This window comes from Pseudomonas sp. NMI542_15 (assembly GCF_021283425.1).
GTDB classification, from domain to species: Bacteria; Pseudomonadota; Gammaproteobacteria; order Pseudomonadales; family Pseudomonadaceae; genus Aquipseudomonas; species Aquipseudomonas fortuita.
Window position 1 is genome coordinate 43347 of sequence record NZ_JAJSRO010000031.1, and the last position, 15758, is coordinate 59104.

At 63.2% G+C, this 15758-nt stretch carries 17 protein-coding genes and 2 pseudogenes; 11 read left to right on the forward strand and 8 right to left on the reverse strand.

Annotation, left to right across the window (positions count from 1 at the left end):
- Window positions 1-165: 165 nt before the first annotated feature.
- Both LU684_RS28130 and LU684_RS28135 read left to right on the forward strand, forming a co-directional pair.
- Window positions 166-1128 carry an alpha/beta hydrolase gene (locus LU684_RS28130; protein ID WP_016485414.1) on the forward strand — a complete coding sequence of 321 codons (963 nt, stop codon included), beginning with the start codon at window positions 166-168 and terminating at the stop codon, window positions 1126-1128.
- A 64-nt stretch (window positions 1129-1192) separates the two neighbouring features.
- The gene (locus LU684_RS28135; RefSeq protein ID WP_023048646.1) at window positions 1193-1975 is read left to right on the forward strand and encodes a hypothetical protein; all 783 of its coding nucleotides are present in this window, start codon (window positions 1193-1195) and stop codon (window positions 1973-1975) included.
- Window positions 1976-2108: 133 nt separating this feature from the next.
- On the opposite strand, the gene prmB is transcribed toward LU684_RS28135, so the two are convergent.
- Window positions 2109-3017, reverse strand: a complete 909-nt coding sequence (prmB, locus tag LU684_RS28140; RefSeq protein ID WP_016485412.1) for a 50S ribosomal protein L3 N(5)-glutamine methyltransferase — start codon at window positions 3015-3017, stop codon at window positions 2109-2111.
- A 179-nt stretch (window positions 3018-3196) separates the two neighbouring features.
- Between prmB and LU684_RS28145 the strand changes: the two genes are divergently transcribed.
- The 5 genes from LU684_RS28145 (at window position 3197) to LU684_RS28165 (ending at window position 5964) form a co-directional block, all read left to right on the forward strand.
- Window positions 3197-3787, forward strand: coding sequence for a cysteine hydrolase family protein (locus LU684_RS28145; RefSeq protein ID WP_012271080.1), 591 nt, complete (start codon window positions 3197-3199; stop codon window positions 3785-3787).
- A gap of 86 nt (window positions 3788-3873) precedes the next feature.
- Complete coding sequence (locus tag LU684_RS28150; protein WP_016485411.1) at window positions 3874-4194, forward strand: hypothetical protein; 321 nt, start codon at window positions 3874-3876, stop codon at window positions 4192-4194.
- A 162-nt stretch (window positions 4195-4356) separates the two neighbouring features.
- Window positions 4357-4917 carry a Smr/MutS family protein gene (locus LU684_RS28155; protein ID WP_060518466.1) on the forward strand — a complete coding sequence of 187 codons (561 nt, stop codon included), beginning with the start codon at window positions 4357-4359 and terminating at the stop codon, window positions 4915-4917.
- A gap of 70 nt (window positions 4918-4987) precedes the next feature.
- Complete coding sequence (gene folE, locus LU684_RS28160) at window positions 4988-5533, forward strand: GTP cyclohydrolase I FolE (RefSeq protein WP_003252789.1); 546 nt, start codon at window positions 4988-4990, stop codon at window positions 5531-5533.
- 59 nt (window positions 5534-5592) lie between these two features.
- Window positions 5593-5964, forward strand: coding sequence for a glutaredoxin (locus LU684_RS28165; protein WP_016485409.1), 372 nt, complete (start codon window positions 5593-5595; stop codon window positions 5962-5964).
- A gap of 130 nt (window positions 5965-6094) precedes the next feature.
- Here the strand turns inward: LU684_RS28165 and LU684_RS28170 are convergent, their stop codons facing one another.
- The gene (locus LU684_RS28170; protein ID WP_232895271.1) at window positions 6095-6697 is read right to left on the reverse strand and encodes a glutathione S-transferase family protein; all 603 of its coding nucleotides are present in this window, start codon (window positions 6695-6697) and stop codon (window positions 6095-6097) included.
- A 145-nt stretch (window positions 6698-6842) separates the two neighbouring features.
- On the opposite strand from LU684_RS28170, the gene LU684_RS28175 reads away from it, so the two are divergent.
- Entirely contained in the window at window positions 6843-8033 is a 1191-nt protein-coding gene (locus LU684_RS28175) for a benzoate/H(+) symporter BenE family transporter (RefSeq protein WP_016485407.1), read from the forward strand.
- A gap of 82 nt (window positions 8034-8115) precedes the next feature.
- Here the strand turns inward: LU684_RS28175 and LU684_RS30875 are convergent, their stop codons facing one another.
- The 3 genes and pseudogenes from LU684_RS30875 to LU684_RS28185 all read right to left on the reverse strand — a co-directional run bounded on the left by LU684_RS30875 (window position 8116) and on the right by LU684_RS28185 (window position 11021).
- A complete protein-coding gene (locus tag LU684_RS30875; RefSeq protein WP_371262313.1) occupies window positions 8116-8997 on the reverse strand; it encodes a methyl-accepting chemotaxis protein in 882 nt (293 codons plus the stop codon).
- Between the two features lie 27 nt (window positions 8998-9024).
- Window positions 9025-10056 (reverse strand): annotated as a pseudogene (locus tag LU684_RS30880) (methyl-accepting chemotaxis protein); the annotation flags it as partial.
- Window positions 10057-10259: 203 nt separating this feature from the next.
- The gene (locus tag LU684_RS28185) at window positions 10260-11021 is read right to left on the reverse strand and encodes an SDR family oxidoreductase (protein ID WP_096425734.1); all 762 of its coding nucleotides are present in this window, start codon (window positions 11019-11021) and stop codon (window positions 10260-10262) included.
- A 175-nt stretch (window positions 11022-11196) separates the two neighbouring features.
- On the opposite strand from LU684_RS28185, the gene LU684_RS28190 reads away from it, so the two are divergent.
- Window positions 11197-12198 (forward strand): NADP-dependent oxidoreductase, encoded by a 1002-nt coding sequence (locus tag LU684_RS28190; protein ID WP_023047774.1) that lies wholly within the window; start codon window positions 11197-11199, stop codon window positions 12196-12198.
- A gap of 196 nt (window positions 12199-12394) precedes the next feature.
- On the opposite strand, the gene pyrF is transcribed toward LU684_RS28190, so the two are convergent.
- Window positions 12395-13096 carry an orotidine-5'-phosphate decarboxylase gene (pyrF, locus tag LU684_RS28195; protein ID WP_232895272.1) on the reverse strand — a complete coding sequence of 234 codons (702 nt, stop codon included), beginning with the start codon at window positions 13094-13096 and terminating at the stop codon, window positions 12395-12397.
- A gap of 183 nt (window positions 13097-13279) precedes the next feature.
- Between pyrF and LU684_RS28200 the strand changes: the two genes are divergently transcribed.
- Window positions 13280-13447, forward strand: coding sequence for a DUF2897 family protein (locus tag LU684_RS28200; protein ID WP_016485402.1), 168 nt, complete (start codon window positions 13280-13282; stop codon window positions 13445-13447).
- Window positions 13448-13501: 54 nt separating this feature from the next.
- Here LU684_RS28200 and LU684_RS28205 read toward each other — a convergent pair whose 3' ends face one another.
- Window positions 13502-13837 carry a ComEA family DNA-binding protein gene (locus tag LU684_RS28205; RefSeq protein WP_016485401.1) on the reverse strand — a complete coding sequence of 112 codons (336 nt, stop codon included), beginning with the start codon at window positions 13835-13837 and terminating at the stop codon, window positions 13502-13504.
- A 426-nt stretch (window positions 13838-14263) separates the two neighbouring features.
- Here LU684_RS28205 and wecB point away from each other — a divergent pair, with 426 nt between their 5' ends.
- Window positions 14264-15406 (forward strand): non-hydrolyzing UDP-N-acetylglucosamine 2-epimerase, encoded by a 1143-nt coding sequence (gene wecB / locus LU684_RS28210; RefSeq protein ID WP_016485400.1) that lies wholly within the window; start codon window positions 14264-14266, stop codon window positions 15404-15406.
- 65 nt (window positions 15407-15471) lie between these two features.
- On the opposite strand, the pseudogene LU684_RS28215 reads toward wecB, so the two are convergent.
- Window positions 15472-15758: pseudogene (locus tag LU684_RS28215) on the reverse strand (glucose-6-phosphate isomerase); the annotation flags it as partial.

The following is a 15758-nucleotide window of genomic DNA, read 5'->3' on the forward strand; positions in this document are numbered from 1 at the left end:
CGAGTTCTGCCTGAAATGGACGAAAGCGGCAGTATACAGATGGATTGGTTGTCTGTACTGGCCCTATCGCCGGCAAGCCAGCGATGGGGCCGATCCTGCAACACACTACCCGAGAACCTTCCCGCAAACATTGGGTCAAAGCTGCATCTCCCCATGTAGTGCCGCATGATGTCGCGCCTCGTTGCCTTGCTCTTACTGCTGTGCACCGGTCTGGCCCAGGCCGCTGCCCCCACCGTGCTGCAACGCCCGATCGACCTGGACACCGGCCAAGGCGTGCTGCACGGCAGCCTGCTGCTGCCGCAACAGGCCTCCCCGCCGCCGGTGGTACTGATTATCGCCGGCTCCGGCCCCACCGACCGCGACGGCAACAACCCGGCGTCGGGCCGGGTCGACAACCTCAAACGCCTGGCTTTGCTACTGGCCAACGAGCACATTGCAAGCGTGCGCTACGACAAGCGTGGAGTGGCTGCCAGCCAGCCGGCCACGCCTGATGAGCGCAACCTCAGCGTGGAGCGCTACGTGGCCGATGTGGTCGCCTGGAGCCACAAGCTCAAGGCTGACCCGCGCTTCGGCCCGCTGATCCTGGTTGGGCATAGCGAAGGTGCGCTGATTGCAAGCCTGGCTGCAGAACAGGCCGGCGCCAGCGCGGTGATCACCCTGGCCGGCAGTGGCCGGCCGCTGGCCGACGTGCTGCGCGAGCAACTGGCCAAGCGGCTGCCACCGGCGCAACTGGCCAGTGGCAGCGCCCTGCTCGACCGCCTGCAGGCCGGGCAAACCAGCCTGGAAGTACCCGCGCCGCTGCGCCAGGTGTTCCGCCCCAGCGTTCAGCCCTACCTGATCTCGCTGTTCCAGCAGAACCCGGCGGCAGCCTTTGCCCGCCTGCCCATGCCCGCATTGATCGTGCAGGGGCGCAACGACGTGCAGGTGGACGTGGCCGACGCCGAACGGCTCAAGGCGGCCAAGCCGGATGCGCAGCTTGTGCTGATCGACGGCATGAACCACATGCTGCGCATCAGCCCCAGGGACATGAGCCAGCAGCGCGACAGCTACCTCAACCCCGAGCTGCCGCTGGCGCGCGAGCTGGGTGAGCGCATTGTGACGTTCATCCAGCATTTGCCTTCGGCATGAGGTAAACGAGCTCAGGTCCGCGGCAAGCCTGCCGATACAGCAGGCATAGCCGAGGACAAGCCTGATGACTACCGCCCCCGCCGCCGCAGAGCCGGCCGAAGAATCCCAGGAAAACCCTGCCCTGCCTTGGGCAGAACTGGGCACAGAACACTTCCAGCTGCTGCGCCTGGCCGCGCTGCCCACCGACCGCAGCACCGGCGCACGGCCGCTACGCTTTGTGCAGTTCGGCTATGCCGAGCGCCACGACAAGGCCCACAGCTTGCTACGCATGGAAATCCAGCTGCCTGGGCAAAAGGTGCACAAAGAGCAGAACCGCCTGGACATCCGCGTCGACCATACCGAGCGCCTTGTGCGCATTGGCAGTGAACACGGCCTGCAACTGGAACCGGTAAACCGTGGCATTGGCCGCTTCATGCTCGCCCAGGCCGCGCAATGGCTGCAGCGCAAGTGGCCGCACTACCGGGTGCCAGGCATGGCGCTGCCGAGCAAGGATGCCCTGAGCGAGGACTCACGCCTGCGCCGTGACCAATGCTTGCGCGGGGTGGGGATCGAAGTGGAGTACGAGGACGGCCAGCACCTGAAGGGCCGGACCGTGGACATGACCGTAGGCCAGCTGAAGGCCGCCTGGAGCAACGAGCGCCTGCAGCGAGTGGAGATTCTGGACGCCGCCAACCTGCTGCAGCAGGCGGACCAGCAGTTGCAAGAGATGGAGGGGCAACTGCGCGAGCGCGATGAACGGGTGGCCAAGTACCACCGCGAGGACAGCGGGCTGCGCTTCACCATCACCTGCCTGGTGGCGTTTGCGGTGTTTCAGGCGGGGTTGTTGATCTGGATAGCAACCCGCTGACACCGCGCCAGCGGGTGGATATTAGGGCCGCTTTGCGGCCCATCGCGACACAAGGCCGCTCCCACAAGGTATCGCGATCAATCTGTGGGAGCGGCCTTGTGTCGCGATGGGCTGCAAAGCAGCCCCAAATAGCCTAAACGCGGGCTTTGAACAACTCCTGATGCTGGCGGCACTGCTCGGCGGTGAGCATGAACACCCCATGCCCGCCACGCTCGAACTCCAGCCAGGCAAAGTCCACTTCTGGGTACAACGCCTCGACATGCACCTGGCTGTTGCCCACTTCAACAATCAGCAGGCCCTTGTCGGTCAGGTGGTCTGCCGCTTCGGCCAGCATGCGCCGTACCAGGTCCAGGCCGTCGTTGCCGCAGGCCAGGCCCAGTTCGGGCTCGTGGTGATACTCGGCCGGCATGTCGTCGAAGTCTTCGGCATCGACGTACGGCGGGTTGGACAGGATCAGGTCGAAACGCTGCCCCGGCAAGCCGCCAAAACCATCGCCCTGCACGGTATACACGCGGCCGTCCAGGCCATGGCGCTCGATATTCTGGTTGGCCACTTCAAGGGCCTCGAACGACAGGTCGGCCAGCACCACCTCTGCCTCGGGGAACACGTCGGCGGCGACGATACCAATACAGCCCGACCCCGTGCACAGGTCAAGAATGCGTGCCGGCTCGCTCGCCAGCCACGGTTCGAAGCGTTTTTCGATCAGCTCGCCAATGGGCGAGCGCGGCACCAGCACGCGCTCGTCAACGATGAACGCCATGCCGCAGAACCACGCTTCGCCCAACAGGTAGGCAGCCGGCACCCGCTCTTCGATCCGGCGTTTGAGCAAATGCTGCAGGCGTACCCGCTCGTCGTCCTCGAGCATGCAGTCCAGGTAGCTGTCGGCCACCTCCCATGGCAGGTGCACAGCACCCAGCACCAGCATGCGGGCCTCGTCCCAAGCGTTGTCGGCACCGTGGCCGAAGAACAGGTCGTGCTCGTGGAAGCGGCTGACCGCCCAGCGGATGTAGTCGCGCAGCGTGCGCAGACGGGATGTGATCACGGGGTACTCCTATTTCAGACCGGCCAAAAGTCTAACAGCCCCACCCGCACATTTGTTCGTTTGCCGTGACCAGTGGCTAGCCAGAGGCCAGTAACCACGCCGCTTGCGTTGTCAACCATTCCCATTGGCGTCAAGGCAGGGGACAATAGGTATACAAAAGCCCTTCCAAGGAGCCCTTGATGTCCGTTCCAACCACGATGTTCCGCCTCACTGGCCGCGACTACCCGCCGGCCAAGCTGAGCCACGCCAGCCTGATCATCATCGATGCACAAAAGGAGTACCTCAGTGGACCCCTGCAGCTGTCGGGCATGGACGAGGCCGTGGCCAACATCGCCAGGTTGCTCGACGCCGCCCGTAAAAGCGGCCGTCCGATCATCCATGTTCGCCACCTGGGCACTGTCGGTGGCCGCTTCGACCCACAGGGGCCTGCCGGCCAGTTCATTCCGGGGCTGGAGCCGCTCGAAGGCGAAATCGTCATCGAAAAACGCATGCCCAACGCATTCAAGAACACCCAACTGCACGAAACGCTGCAGGCGCTGGGCCACCTGGACCTGATCGTCTGTGGTTTCATGAGCCATTCCAGCGTCAGCACCACCGTGCGCCGCGCCAAGGACTATGGTTACCGGTGCACCCTGGTGGAAGACGCCTCGGCAACCCGTGACCTGGCCTTCAAGGATGGCGTCATCCCGGCCGCGCAGATTCACCAGTGCGAAATGGCCGTGATGGCTGACAACTTCGCTTGCGTGGCCCCCACCGCCAGCCTGATCTGAGCGGCTAGGCACTACCGCCCGGCAGCCGGGCGGAACCCGATGGGCGGCGGCAGGTCGAATTCCGGATATCCACAGAGGAGAGCGGAATGAAGCTTAAAGGCAGTTTCGACGCCAAGCGCCTGCGCCCGCGCCAGCCGCGCAATTGGGGCGCCCGCCTGGCGGCCGGCCTGTCGGCGCTGCTGGCGACCCTGGGCGTGCTGCTGGCCATGGCCGGCGTCGCCGGTTTGCTGGGCAACTACCCTGCCCTGCAAGAACTCAACACCAACAAGCCGCTGTCCAGCATCCTTACCGTGGCTGGCTTGTTGCTGCTGTGGCTGGGGGTGCGCTTCTGGCGGCGCAGCCGTATTCGCTTGCGTCGCGGGCGGGAATTGAACCTGTCGCCGCACCTGATGAAAAAGCACGACTGAATCCTGCACTGGCCCTATCGCCGGCAAGCCAGCTCTCACAGGATTACCACAGGCCTGAGTGTTCTCCAGTACCTGTGGGCGCTGGCTTGCCGGCGATAGGGCCCGCACAGGCTGCACACGGCCCCACAGTCGCGTAAACTACGCCGCCCACGTGGAGGCATCATGCAAGACGACGATTTTTCCCTGTTCAAGGCCGAAGTGCGTGGCGTGAAGCCAATCCGCCACGACCGCGCCGAAGTCGGCAAGCCCAAGGCCGACCGCCAGAAGCTGGCCGGTCTGCGCCAGGCAGCGACCGTGCGCAGTGACAAGGCCTTGGTAATCGACGGTATGTCCGACCTGTTCGTCATCGACGTTGGCGCCGAAGACGAGCTTATGTGGCGCCGCGACGGCGTTCAGGAAGGCCAGTTGCGCAAGCTGAAGCTGGGCCAGATCCCGTTCGAGGGCAGCCTCGACCTGCACGGCATGACCGTGGAAAAGGCCCGCGAAACCCTGTGGGACTTCATCGCCGAAGCCACCAGACTGGAAGTGCGCTGCGTAAGGGTTACCCACGGCAAGGCGGCACGTCTGGACGGCAAGCGCCCGATGATCAAAAGCCACGTCAACACCTGGCTGCGCCAGCACCCGCAAGTGCTCGGTTTTGCCTCGTGCAGCGCCCGCCACGGCGGCACCGGCGCGGTGTATGTCATGCTCAAGCGAACCATGCTCGAAGGCCGCGACGAGTAACGCCGCGCTTGCAGCGCCGCCCTCACCGCCGTAACCTTCGTTTTTGCGATTTTTTCCCACAGGTAGATCCATGTCCCTGGAACAGAACTACACCGAGATCCTCAGCCAGATTGGCGAGGACGTCTCCCGTGAGGGCCTGCTCGACACGCCCAAGCGGGCTGCAAAGGCGATGAAGTACCTTTGCCGCGGTTATGAGCAAACACTGGAAGAAGTCACCAACAACGCGCTGTTCAGCTCTGACAACAGCGAAATGGTGCTGGTCCGGGACATCGAGCTGTATTCGATGTGCGAACACCACATGCTGCCGTTCATCGGCAAGGCACACGTGGCCTACCTGCCCAAGGGCAAGGTACTGGGCCTGTCGAAAGTAGCGCGCATCGTCGACATGTATGCCCGCCGCCTGCAGATCCAGGAAAACCTCAGCCGCCAGATCGCCGAAGCCGTGCAGCAGGTCACCGGTGCCGCCGGTGTGGCCGTGGTGGTCGAGGCCAAGCACATGTGCATGATGATGCGCGGTGTCGAAAAGCAGAACTCGACCATGATCACCTCGGTGATGCTGGGTGAGTTCCGCGACAACGCCGCCACCCGCAGCGAGTTCCTCAGCCTGATCAAGTGATTGGCTGCTGACCCCAAGCCGACCCAGCCGGGTCGGCTTTTGCATTTCAGGAGTTGCCCATGATCGTCAAAGCCCTGCGGGTTGGCCTCGGCCAGCTCATCGTGTTCGGTGACTGGATCAGCCGCCCAGCCAAGCGCAAGCGCGACGCCGCTGCCCAGGCCCGCGTCGAGCAAGCGGCCAAGGGCCTGGCGCTGTACCAGTTCCATGCCTGCCCGTTCTGCGTAAAGACCCGCCGCACCCTGCACCGGCTGAATGTGCCGGTGGCGCTGCGCGATGCAAAGAATGACCCGGTGCACCGCCAGGCCCTGCAGGAAGGTGGCGGCCGGGTGAAGGTGCCGTGCCTGCGCATTGAAGAAGCCGGCAAGGTGACCTGGATGTATGAGTCCAAGGCCATCGTTGCCTACCTGGATGAGCGTTTTGCCTCGGCCTGATAGCGTCTAGTCATCCCGTATCGGCCCTATCGCCGGCAAGCCAGCTCCCACAGGTTAATCACAGGGCTGAATATTGTGGGGTCCCTGTGGGAGCTGGCTTGCCGGCGATAGGGCCAGCACAGGCTGACAATCAACCCACCATCGGCACATGCCGCGGGTGGCTGCTGACCCGCTCCAGCCAGGCGTGTACCGCCGGGTAATCGGCCAGGTCGAACCCGCCCTGCTGCGCCACATGGGTGTAGGCGTACAGCGCCACATCGGCAATGGAGTACTGCTCACCCACCAGGTAAGGCGTCATCTGCAGCTGTCGCTCCATCACCCTCAGTGCCTTGTAGCCGCCCTTGTGCAGCTTGCGGTACTCATCCACCCGTTCATCCGGCAGCCCCAGGTAGAACTGGATGAAGCGCGCCACGGCAATGTACGGCTCATGGCTGTACTGCTCGAAGAACTGCCACTGCAACACCTGCGTGCGCAGGCGCGGTTCGCTGGGCAGGAACTCGCTGCCATCGGCCAGGAAGTTGAGAATGGCATTGGATTCCCACAGGTAGCTGCCGTCTTCCAGCTCCAGCACGGGCACCTTGCCGTTGGGGTTCATCGCCAGAAACTCAGGCGTTTCGGTCTCGCCCTTGAGGATGTCCACCGGGTGCCATTCATACGGCCGGCCCAGCAGGCTCAACATCAGCTTGACCTTGTAGCAGTTGCCCGACTGGTAGTCGCCATAGACCTTGTACATCGCCCCTCCCCCTCCAAGCAGTTTTGCAATTGCGCCCAATAGTTGGCGACTGTACGGCTAAAAGCAATGGCCGCTGTATGGCAAGGATCAATCTTGCTCGCTGTAGTCTGAAAAAACTGCTTACACCTTTACAAGGACTTTGTTCATGACCGATGCCACTTCCGCACGCCTGCGGCCCCTGGCAGACACTTCCCCGTCGGCGGTGGTCGCCGGCTTCATCGCCATGCTCACCGGCTATACCAGTTCGCTGGTATTGATGTTCCAGGCCGGCCAGGCAGCCGGACTGACCACCGCGCAGATCTCCTCTTGGATCTGGGCGCTGTCGATCGGCATGGCGGTCTGCAGCATCGGCCTGTCGCTGCGCTACCGCACCCCGATCACCATTGCCTGGTCTACCCCCGGTGCCGCCTTGCTGATCACCAGCCTGGGCGGTGTGAGCTATGGCGAGGCCATTGGTGCCTACATCACCTGTGCCGTGCTGGTACTCCTCTGCGGCCTCACCGGCAGCTTCGAGCGCCTGGTCAAACGGATTCCGGCTTCGCTGGCCTCGGCGTTGCTGGCGGGTATCCTGTTCAAGATCGGTAGCGAAATTTTTGTTGCGGCGCAGCATCGCACATTGCTGGTGCTGGGCATGTTCTTCAGCTACCTGCTGGTCAAGCGCCTGTCGCCGCGTTACTGCGTGCTGGCGGCGTTGCTGGTGGGCACGGCATTGTCCGGCGCCCTGGGCCTGCTGGACTTCAGCGGCTTCCACCTGGAGGTGGCCAAGCCGGTGTGGACCACACCAAGCTTCTCGCTGGCGGCGACCATCAGCATTGGCATTCCGCTGTTCGTGGTGGCCATGACCTCGCAGAACATGCCCGGCGTCGCCGTGCTGCGTGCCGACGGCTATCAGGTACCGGCCTCGCCGCTGATTTCAGCCACCGGCTTTGCCTCACTGTTGCTGGCGCCATTCGGTTCGCACGGGGTCAACCTGGCGGCGATCAGCGCGGCGATCTGCACCGGGCCACACGCCCATGAAGACCCAGGCAAACGCTACACCGCAGCGGTATGGTGCGGGATTTTCTACGGCATCGCCGGGGTGTTCGGGGCGACCTTGGCGGCGTTGTTTGCAGCGTTGCCGAAAGAGCTGGTGCTGTCGATTGCCGCACTGGCGCTGTTCGGCTCGATCATGAACGGGCTGACCGTGGCCATGAGCGAGGCGCGCGAGCGGGAGGCGGCAGTGATTACCTTCATGGTCACGGCTTCAGGACTTACGTTGTTCTCGATTGGCTCGGCGTTCTGGGGGATTGTGGCGGGGGTGCTGGCCTTGATGATCCTCAACCCGCGCAAGGCCTGACTGCAACGCGGTAAATGTGGGAGCGGCCCTTTCGCGACACAAGGCCGCTCCCACAAAGACCGTATTCACAAAGCCTGCTGAATCACAACCTGAAATGCCCCACCATCCCCTTCAAATCAATGCCTAACTGCGCCAGTTCCACACTCGACCGGGCATTGTCCTGCATTGCCAGCGCCGCCTGATCCGCACTGCCGCGAATCTGCGTGACACTGCGGCTGATCTCTTCCGCCACCGAGCTCTGCTGCTCGGCCGCCGCAGCAATCTGCTGGTTCATCTGCTGGATCAACGAAACCGCAGCAGCAATGCTGCCCAACGCGCTCTCGGTGTGCAGCGCATCGGCCACCGCCAACCGCACCAGCTCGGTGCTGCCACGGATCTGCGCCACCGACTGCTGGGCATTGCCGCGCAGGCTGGCAACCAGTGCCTCGATCTGCTCGGTAGACTGCCGGGTACGCCGCGCCAACGCACGCACCTCATCGGCCACCACGGCAAAACCACGCCCCTGCTCGCCAGCGCGGGCGGCCTCGATGGCGGCATTCAGCGCCAGCAGGTTGGTCTGCTCGGCCACGCTTTTGATCACTTCGAGCACGTCGCCGATGGTGTGGATTTCGGCACTGAGGCTGTCGATGCCGGCGCTGGCCGTTTCCGCTGCCGACGCCAACTGCTCGATGCGCTGCATGCTCTGACGCACCACCTGCTGCCCCGAGCCGACCTTGTCGTCCGCCGCCTGGGCGGCCTGCGCCGCTTGCTCGGCATTGCGCGCCACATCGTGCACAGTGGCCGTCATCTGCTGCATGGCGGTGGCCACCTGCTCGGTTTCCTCCTTCTGGCTGCCCACCTCACGGTTGGTCTGCTCGGTCACGGCCGACAACGCCTGGGCGCTGCCAGCCAGTTGTTCGATACCTTGCTGCAACCCACTGACAATGCCCGACAGGCCCGCCGCCATCTGCTGCATGGCCTGCATCAACTGCCCCACCTCGTCGCGCCGCGGTGGCTGGGCGTCAAAGCCAAGCTCGCCAGCCGCAATGCGCTGGGCGCGGCCGATGACATGCTTGAGCGGGCCGACGACCGCGCGAGTGATCAGCCAGGCAGCCAGTACACCCACCAGCAGCGCCAAGGCAGTGGCCAAGGCAATGGCCACAGCATTGCGTTGCAGCTCGGCCTGCAGGGCCTGCTGCTGGGTCAGGTAGGCCTGGTCGACCCTCCCGGTGACCTGCTCGGCACTGGCCTGCAACTGGGCTTTGAGCCCCTGCTCACGGGCCAGCTGGTCGGTATATTCATTGAGTTTTTCCGAGAAGCTGCCAATGTGCCCCGCCACTTCGCCCAGCACGCTCTGGTAGCCGGCATCACTGACCGTGCCCTGCAACTGACCAACCAGGCTGGCAGCCTCCACTGTCTGGGCAATGCGCGCCTGGCTCACGCCCTCTTCGCCCTTGCGGCTTTTTTCCAGGCGTACGCGCGCTTCGTCCATGGCCTGCAACATCAGCCGCGATACCTGTGCCACCTGCGCAGCCTGCTCAAGAAACTCGCCCCCCTGCTGGCCCTGGGACTGCTTGAGGGTATAGACGCCGTCATCGGCCAGGCCGGCCTGCAGCACATCAAGGTTATTGGCAACGCTGGACACCGACCAGCTGGCCATGTCCAGCGCCAGCTCCTTGGCCTGCACCGCGGCTACGAAAGCCTCGAACGCCTGGCCGTAGGCCGCCAGGTCAGTTTCTGCGGCCACCAACGCCGGCAGGCCACGGGCGCGCTCGGCCAAGCCCTGCAGGCCACTGCGCAAGGCCTCGGCCTGCTGAATATCGGAGCGCAGGGCAAATGCCTGCTCATGCTGACGCAAGCGCAGCAGGTCGGTATTGAACTGTGCCAGTTGGCGCAAACTGTCGAAGCGCTGGCCAACGCTGGCCAGCGCGGCGATGCCGATGGCCGCCACCGCCAGGGTCAGCACCAGCACCAAGGCAAAGCCCAGGCCGAGTTTGCGGGCCATGCCCAGGTTGGCCAGCACACCGTGCTTGCTCGCGCCCATCGCCGATTCCCCTTCTGCGTGCGAGGTGATCCCGAAGGCCAAGGGTGGCAACGTTGCCCGCCGATGAACAAGGGCCTGGCGTCAGAATAGTGTCAAATAGCTATGAGCGTGTCGTTTTCAGCTTGGCAGAGGTCGCCCTGCATACCGGTTAGGGGCCTCGACCCGCGAATACTGCCCAGAGGCGACATGGGTGCGCACCTGGCTCAGATCGCCGTAGCCCCGCCATCCACCGTCAGGCAATGCCCGGTGGTAAACGCTGCGCCGTCGCTGCACAGGTACAGCACGGCGCTGGCAATTTCCTCGACCTTGCCAATGCGACCTACCGGGTGCATGGCGGCGGCGAACTCGGCTTTGCGTGGGTCTGCCTCGTAGGCGCGGCGGAACATGTCGGTATCGATTACCGCCGGGCACACGGCATTCACACGGATGCCCTTCTTGGCGTATTCGATGGCCGCCGACTTGGTCAGGCCTATCACTGCGTGCTTGGAGGCGCTGTAAATACTCATCTTTGGCGCCGCACCCAGCCCCGCCACCGACGCGGTATTGACGATCGCCCCACCGCCTTGGGCCAGCAGCAAGGGCAGCTGGTACTTCATGCACAGCCACACGCCCTTCACGTTAACGCCCATGATGGCATCGAACTCCGCCTCACTGCCTTCGGCCAGGCGGTGTTGCTCAATCTCGATGCCGGCGTTGTTGTAGGCATAGTCCAGCCGGCCGAATGCAGCGATCAGGCGCTCGTGCAACTGGCGCACCTCGGCGTCGCGGGTAACGTCACAGGCGATGAACAAGGCCTCGCCACCTGCGGCCTGAATCTGCGCCACCGTCGCCTCGCCACCCAGCGGGTCGAGGTCGGCCACCACCACCTTCAGGCCCTCATGGGCGAACGCCAGGGCCGTCGCCCGGCCTATGCCGGCAGCGCCGCCGGTGACCAGCGCTACCTGGCCGGAAAAGGTCATGCTCATTGCGTGCTCCTCAGGGGATGGTGGGTTTCAGAGCATAGTCAGACACCGCCAGGCCGGGCAGCATCATCACACCAACGGTTGAGCTACCATGCTTGTCAGTGATGTTAGGGACCTGCCTACATCAACAAGGTAGATTGAACACCTATCATCTTCCATTGCCCACAAGGACCCCGCCATGACCCAGACCAACCGCCGCTTCCTGCTTGCCAAACGCCCGGTCGGCGCAGTGCGCCGTGACGACTTCACCTTCGAAAGCGTACCCGCCGAACAACCTGGCGAAGGCCAGGTGCTCGTGCGCAACCTGTACCTGTCGCTGGACCCCGCCATGCGCGGCTGGATGAACGAAGGCAAGTCCTACATCCCCCCCGTGGCCCTGGGTCAGGTCATGCGTGCGCTGGGCGTGGGCGAAGTGGTTGCGTCCAACCACCCGGCGTTCAAGCCGGGCGACCACGTCAGTGGCGCCCTTGGCGTGCAAGACTACTTCACCGGCGAGCCCCAGGGCCTGCACAAGATCGACCCCAACCTGGCGCCCCTGCCCCGCTACCTGTCGGCACTGGGCATGACCGGCATGACCGCCTACTTCGCCCTGCTGGAAGTTGGCCAACCCAAGGCCGGCGAAACCGTGGTCATCTCCGGCGCTGCCGGTGCGGTGGGCAGCATTGTCGGGCAAATTGCCAAGGTCAAAGGCTGCCGCGTGGTCGGCATTGCCGGCGGGGCCGAGAAGTGCCAGTACCTGAAAGATGAACTGGGCTTTGATGGGGTCATCGACTACAAGGCCGAAGACGTGCTGGCCGGCTTGAAGCGCGAATGCCCCAAAGGTGTGGACGTTTACTTTGACAACGTGGGCGGCGACATCCTCGATGCCGTGCTGACGCGCATCAACTTCAAGGCCCGCATCGTGATTTGCGGTGCGATCAGCCAGTACAACAACAAGGAAGCGGTAAAAGGCCCGGCCAACTACCTGTCGCTGCTGGTGAACCGTGCACGCATGGAAGGGTTTGTGGTGATGGACCATGCCAAGGACTACGGCAAGGCCGCGCTGGAGATGGCCGGCTGGCTGGCCAGTGGGCAGGTGAAGAGCAAGGAGGATGTGGTGGAGGGGCTGGAGACGTTCCCCGAGACGTTGCTGAAGCTGTTCAGTGGGGAGAATTTTGGCAAGTTGGTGCTGAAGGTGTGACGTTGTGAGTTGCGTTTGGGGCTGAAAGCGCATGCCTTGAGGGGTTTAGCGCCTGTGAGATCGAGCGCCGCGCGGGCGGCGCTCGATCTCACAGGCAAAGAAAATGCCCTGCCGGACCTTCCAGCCATCACACCTCACCCAGCCCGAAAAAAAAGCCAGCACACGCGTGCTGGCCTTTTTCATTACCGGGGGCTATTTACCCACGAATCTGCGCCACCACCGCAGCCAGCGCCTGGGCCGGGTCTGTGGCCTGGCTGATCGGTCGGCCGATCACCAGGTAATCCGAACCCGCATCCAGTGCCTGGCGCGGGGTGAGGATACGACGCTGGTCGTCCTGTGCACTGCCCGCCGGGCGAATGCCCGGGGTTACCAGCTGCAGCGACGGGTGCGCCGCCTTCAACGCCGGGGCCTCCAGCGCCGAACACACCAAACCGTCCATGCCCGCCTTTTGCGCCAGCGCCGCCAGGCGCAATACCTGCTCTTGCGGGTCGACATCCAGGCCAATCCCGGCCAGGTCTTCACGCTCCATGCTGGTCAGCACGGTCACGCCAATCAGCAACGGCTGCTGACCGTTGCGCTTGTCCAGCTCTTCACGGCAGGCGGCCATCATGCGCAGGCCACCGGAGCAATGCACGTTCACCATCCACACACCCATCTCGGCAGCAGCTTTTACAGCCATTGCCGTAGTGTTGGGGATGTCGTGGAACTTGAGGTCCAGGAACACTTCGAAGCCCTTGTCGCACAGGGTTTCGACAATGCCCGAAGCGCTGCTGGTGAACAGCTCCTTGCCAACCTTCACCCGGCACAGCGCGGGGTCAAGCTGGTCAGCCAGCTTCAGGGCGGCCTCACGGGTAGGGTAATCCAGGGCGACGATCAGGGGCGTCTGGCAGGCGGACATGGGCAGGGTCTCTTGGCAAGTCGAAAACGGCGCGCATTGTAAACGAAGTGACGCAGGCTTTGGGGCCCATGGGTCACGGAATTGGCCCAGCGGCGGCTGGCTTCTATAATTGAACCAACGGAACGGGTTAATGCTCAAATTTCGTACAAGCACTGCACACCCCCCCGCTTAAGGAGTATGACAATGCCCTGGTATGCCTGGCTGATCCTCATCATAGCCCTCGGCTCCATCGTCGGCGGGCTGATGATGCTGCGCGATACGGCAAAAAAACTGCCACTCACTGACGAGCAACTGCGCAAGGTGCATGAGCGCAATGCCGAAGCGGACGCAAAGGACAACCAAGACCGCTGATGCACCAGGCGCTTGATTGAGGGCCAGGGCGACAAGCCCCAGCCCCCTCTCCCCTTACTCCACCATCACTTTGTCCCGGTTACGCTCCAGCAACGCGTTTCCGATCCCCTTGATCTCCAGCAATTCATCCACCGAAGCGAACGGCCCATTAGCCTCACGGTAGGCGACGATGGCCTCGGCCTTGGCTTTCCCTATCCCGTTCAACTCCTTCTGCAACGTCAGCGCATCAGCCTTGTTCAGGTCAAGCCGTGGCGCCTGCTGGGTCGGCATTTGGGCCACCACCGGTACCGGCTCGGGCACCGCCGTGGCGCTGGCAGGCGCCGCGCTAAGGGAGAAAGACAGGCTGGCGAACAGCGGCAGCAGCAGGTACGACAGAACGTTGTTGCGCATTGAAGAACACTCCTTGGGTTGGTCATTTTCCAGCAGCCGTTTTCCTTCGGCTGCGCAACAAACCCTAGTGCCTGCCCCCGCAGCAAAACAGCCCCCAACAGTGGCGAATGGTTACAGAAACTGTCTGCAATGGGCTCAACGTCATCTACCCAAAAAAGCCGTCAGCACGCCCACACCAGCCTCGCCCCATTTTTTATAGGCGTTTCGCTAAATTTACAGCCAGATTCTCGTTGGTCAGATACGGGCTGCCGACCTGCACCTGGCCATTCTCCTACAGCACCCGCCGCTCGTGGCCCGCCTCTCAGGCAACCTGTCGCCGGCCCGCAAATCTCCTCGGCATGGCTGGCACCCTGCCGGCCTGCTGCTAGATTTGTTCAACACGGAAAACCGGTTTGCTTAAAGGACCCAAGCAAGAGGACCACCGCTGTGCCTCTCAAGACCCTCATCGTGTTCGGTACCCGCCCAGAAGCCATCAAGATGGCCCCCTTGGCCCTTCAGCTTGCTAACGACCCCCGCTTCGAGTCACGCGTGTGCGTTACCGGCCAGCATCGGCAAATGCTCGACCAGGTGCTGAAACTGTTCGAGATCAGCCCCGAGTACGACTTGAACATCATGCAACCCGGCCAGGACCTGACTGGCGTAACCACCGCGATTTTGCATGGCATCAAACCCATACTGGCTGAATTCAAGCCCGACATGGTGCTGGTGCACGGCGACACGGCCACCACCTTTGCCACCAGCCTGGCGGCGTACTACCAACAAATCCCGATCGCCCACGTTGAGGCCGGCCTGCGCACCCATAACCTGTATTCGCCCTGGCCCGAGGAGGGCAACCGGCGCCTGACCGGTGCGCTAGCCGCACTGCACTTCGCCCCTACCGCCATCTCGCACGATAATTTGCTGCGCGAAGGCATCGACCACGCCAGTGTTTTCATCACCGGCAATACAGTGATCGATGCCTTGCTGCAAGTGGTGCGCAAACTTGAGGTGCCAACACTGAGGGCTCAATTCGAGCACATGTTCCAATACCTTGCGGCTGATCGGCAGATGGTATTGATTACAGGCCACCGGCGAGAGAACTTTGGTGATGGCTTTGACCGCATTTGCCAGGCCCTGGTGCAAACCGCGCGGCAGTTCCCTGAGGTAGACATGGTGTACCCGGTGCACCTTAACCCTAACGTACGTGAGCCGGTAACGCGGTTGCTGGCGGACGTGAGCAACATCCACCTGATCGAGCCGCTGGACTACTTGCCGTTCGTTTATCTGATGACCCGTGCATACGTGATACTCACCGACTCCGGCGGTATTCAGGAGGAAGCACCAGCGCTGGGCAAACCCGTGCTGGTGATGCGCGATACCACAGAGCGGCCGGAGGCGGTAGCGGCGGGGACCGTGAAACTGGTCGGCACGCAGGTTGACGTCATAGTCGGGGAGCTGGCCAGGTTGCTGACGGATGAGCGCGCCTACCGTCAAATGAGCGTGGCGCAGAACCCCTATGGCGATGGCAAGGCATGTGACCGCATAGTTCAAGCGCTAGCCAGTTTTTGTATGAGCTTGAAAAGCGCATAGCCAGCCGTTCCAGGCAGCGAAGGGGGCTATTGCGTAGCCCCCTGCCGAGCAAGTTGGCTGACGGATCAACCGCGATGCCTACCCCGGAAGTAATCGATCAGCCCCTGGGTGGAGCCGTCTTCGGCGCTGTCTTCCAGGGTGCCAACCAGGCGTTGGTACACACCCTTGCCCAGCTCTTTGCCCAGCTCCACGCCCCACTGGTCAAAGGCGTTGATGCCCCAGATGACGCTCTGCACGAACACTTTGTGCTCGTACATCGCCACCAGCGCGCCCAAGCGGCGAGGGCTGATGCGCTCCACTACCAGGGTGTTGCTAGGGCGGTTGCCCGGGATCACCTTGTGCGGGGCCAGCT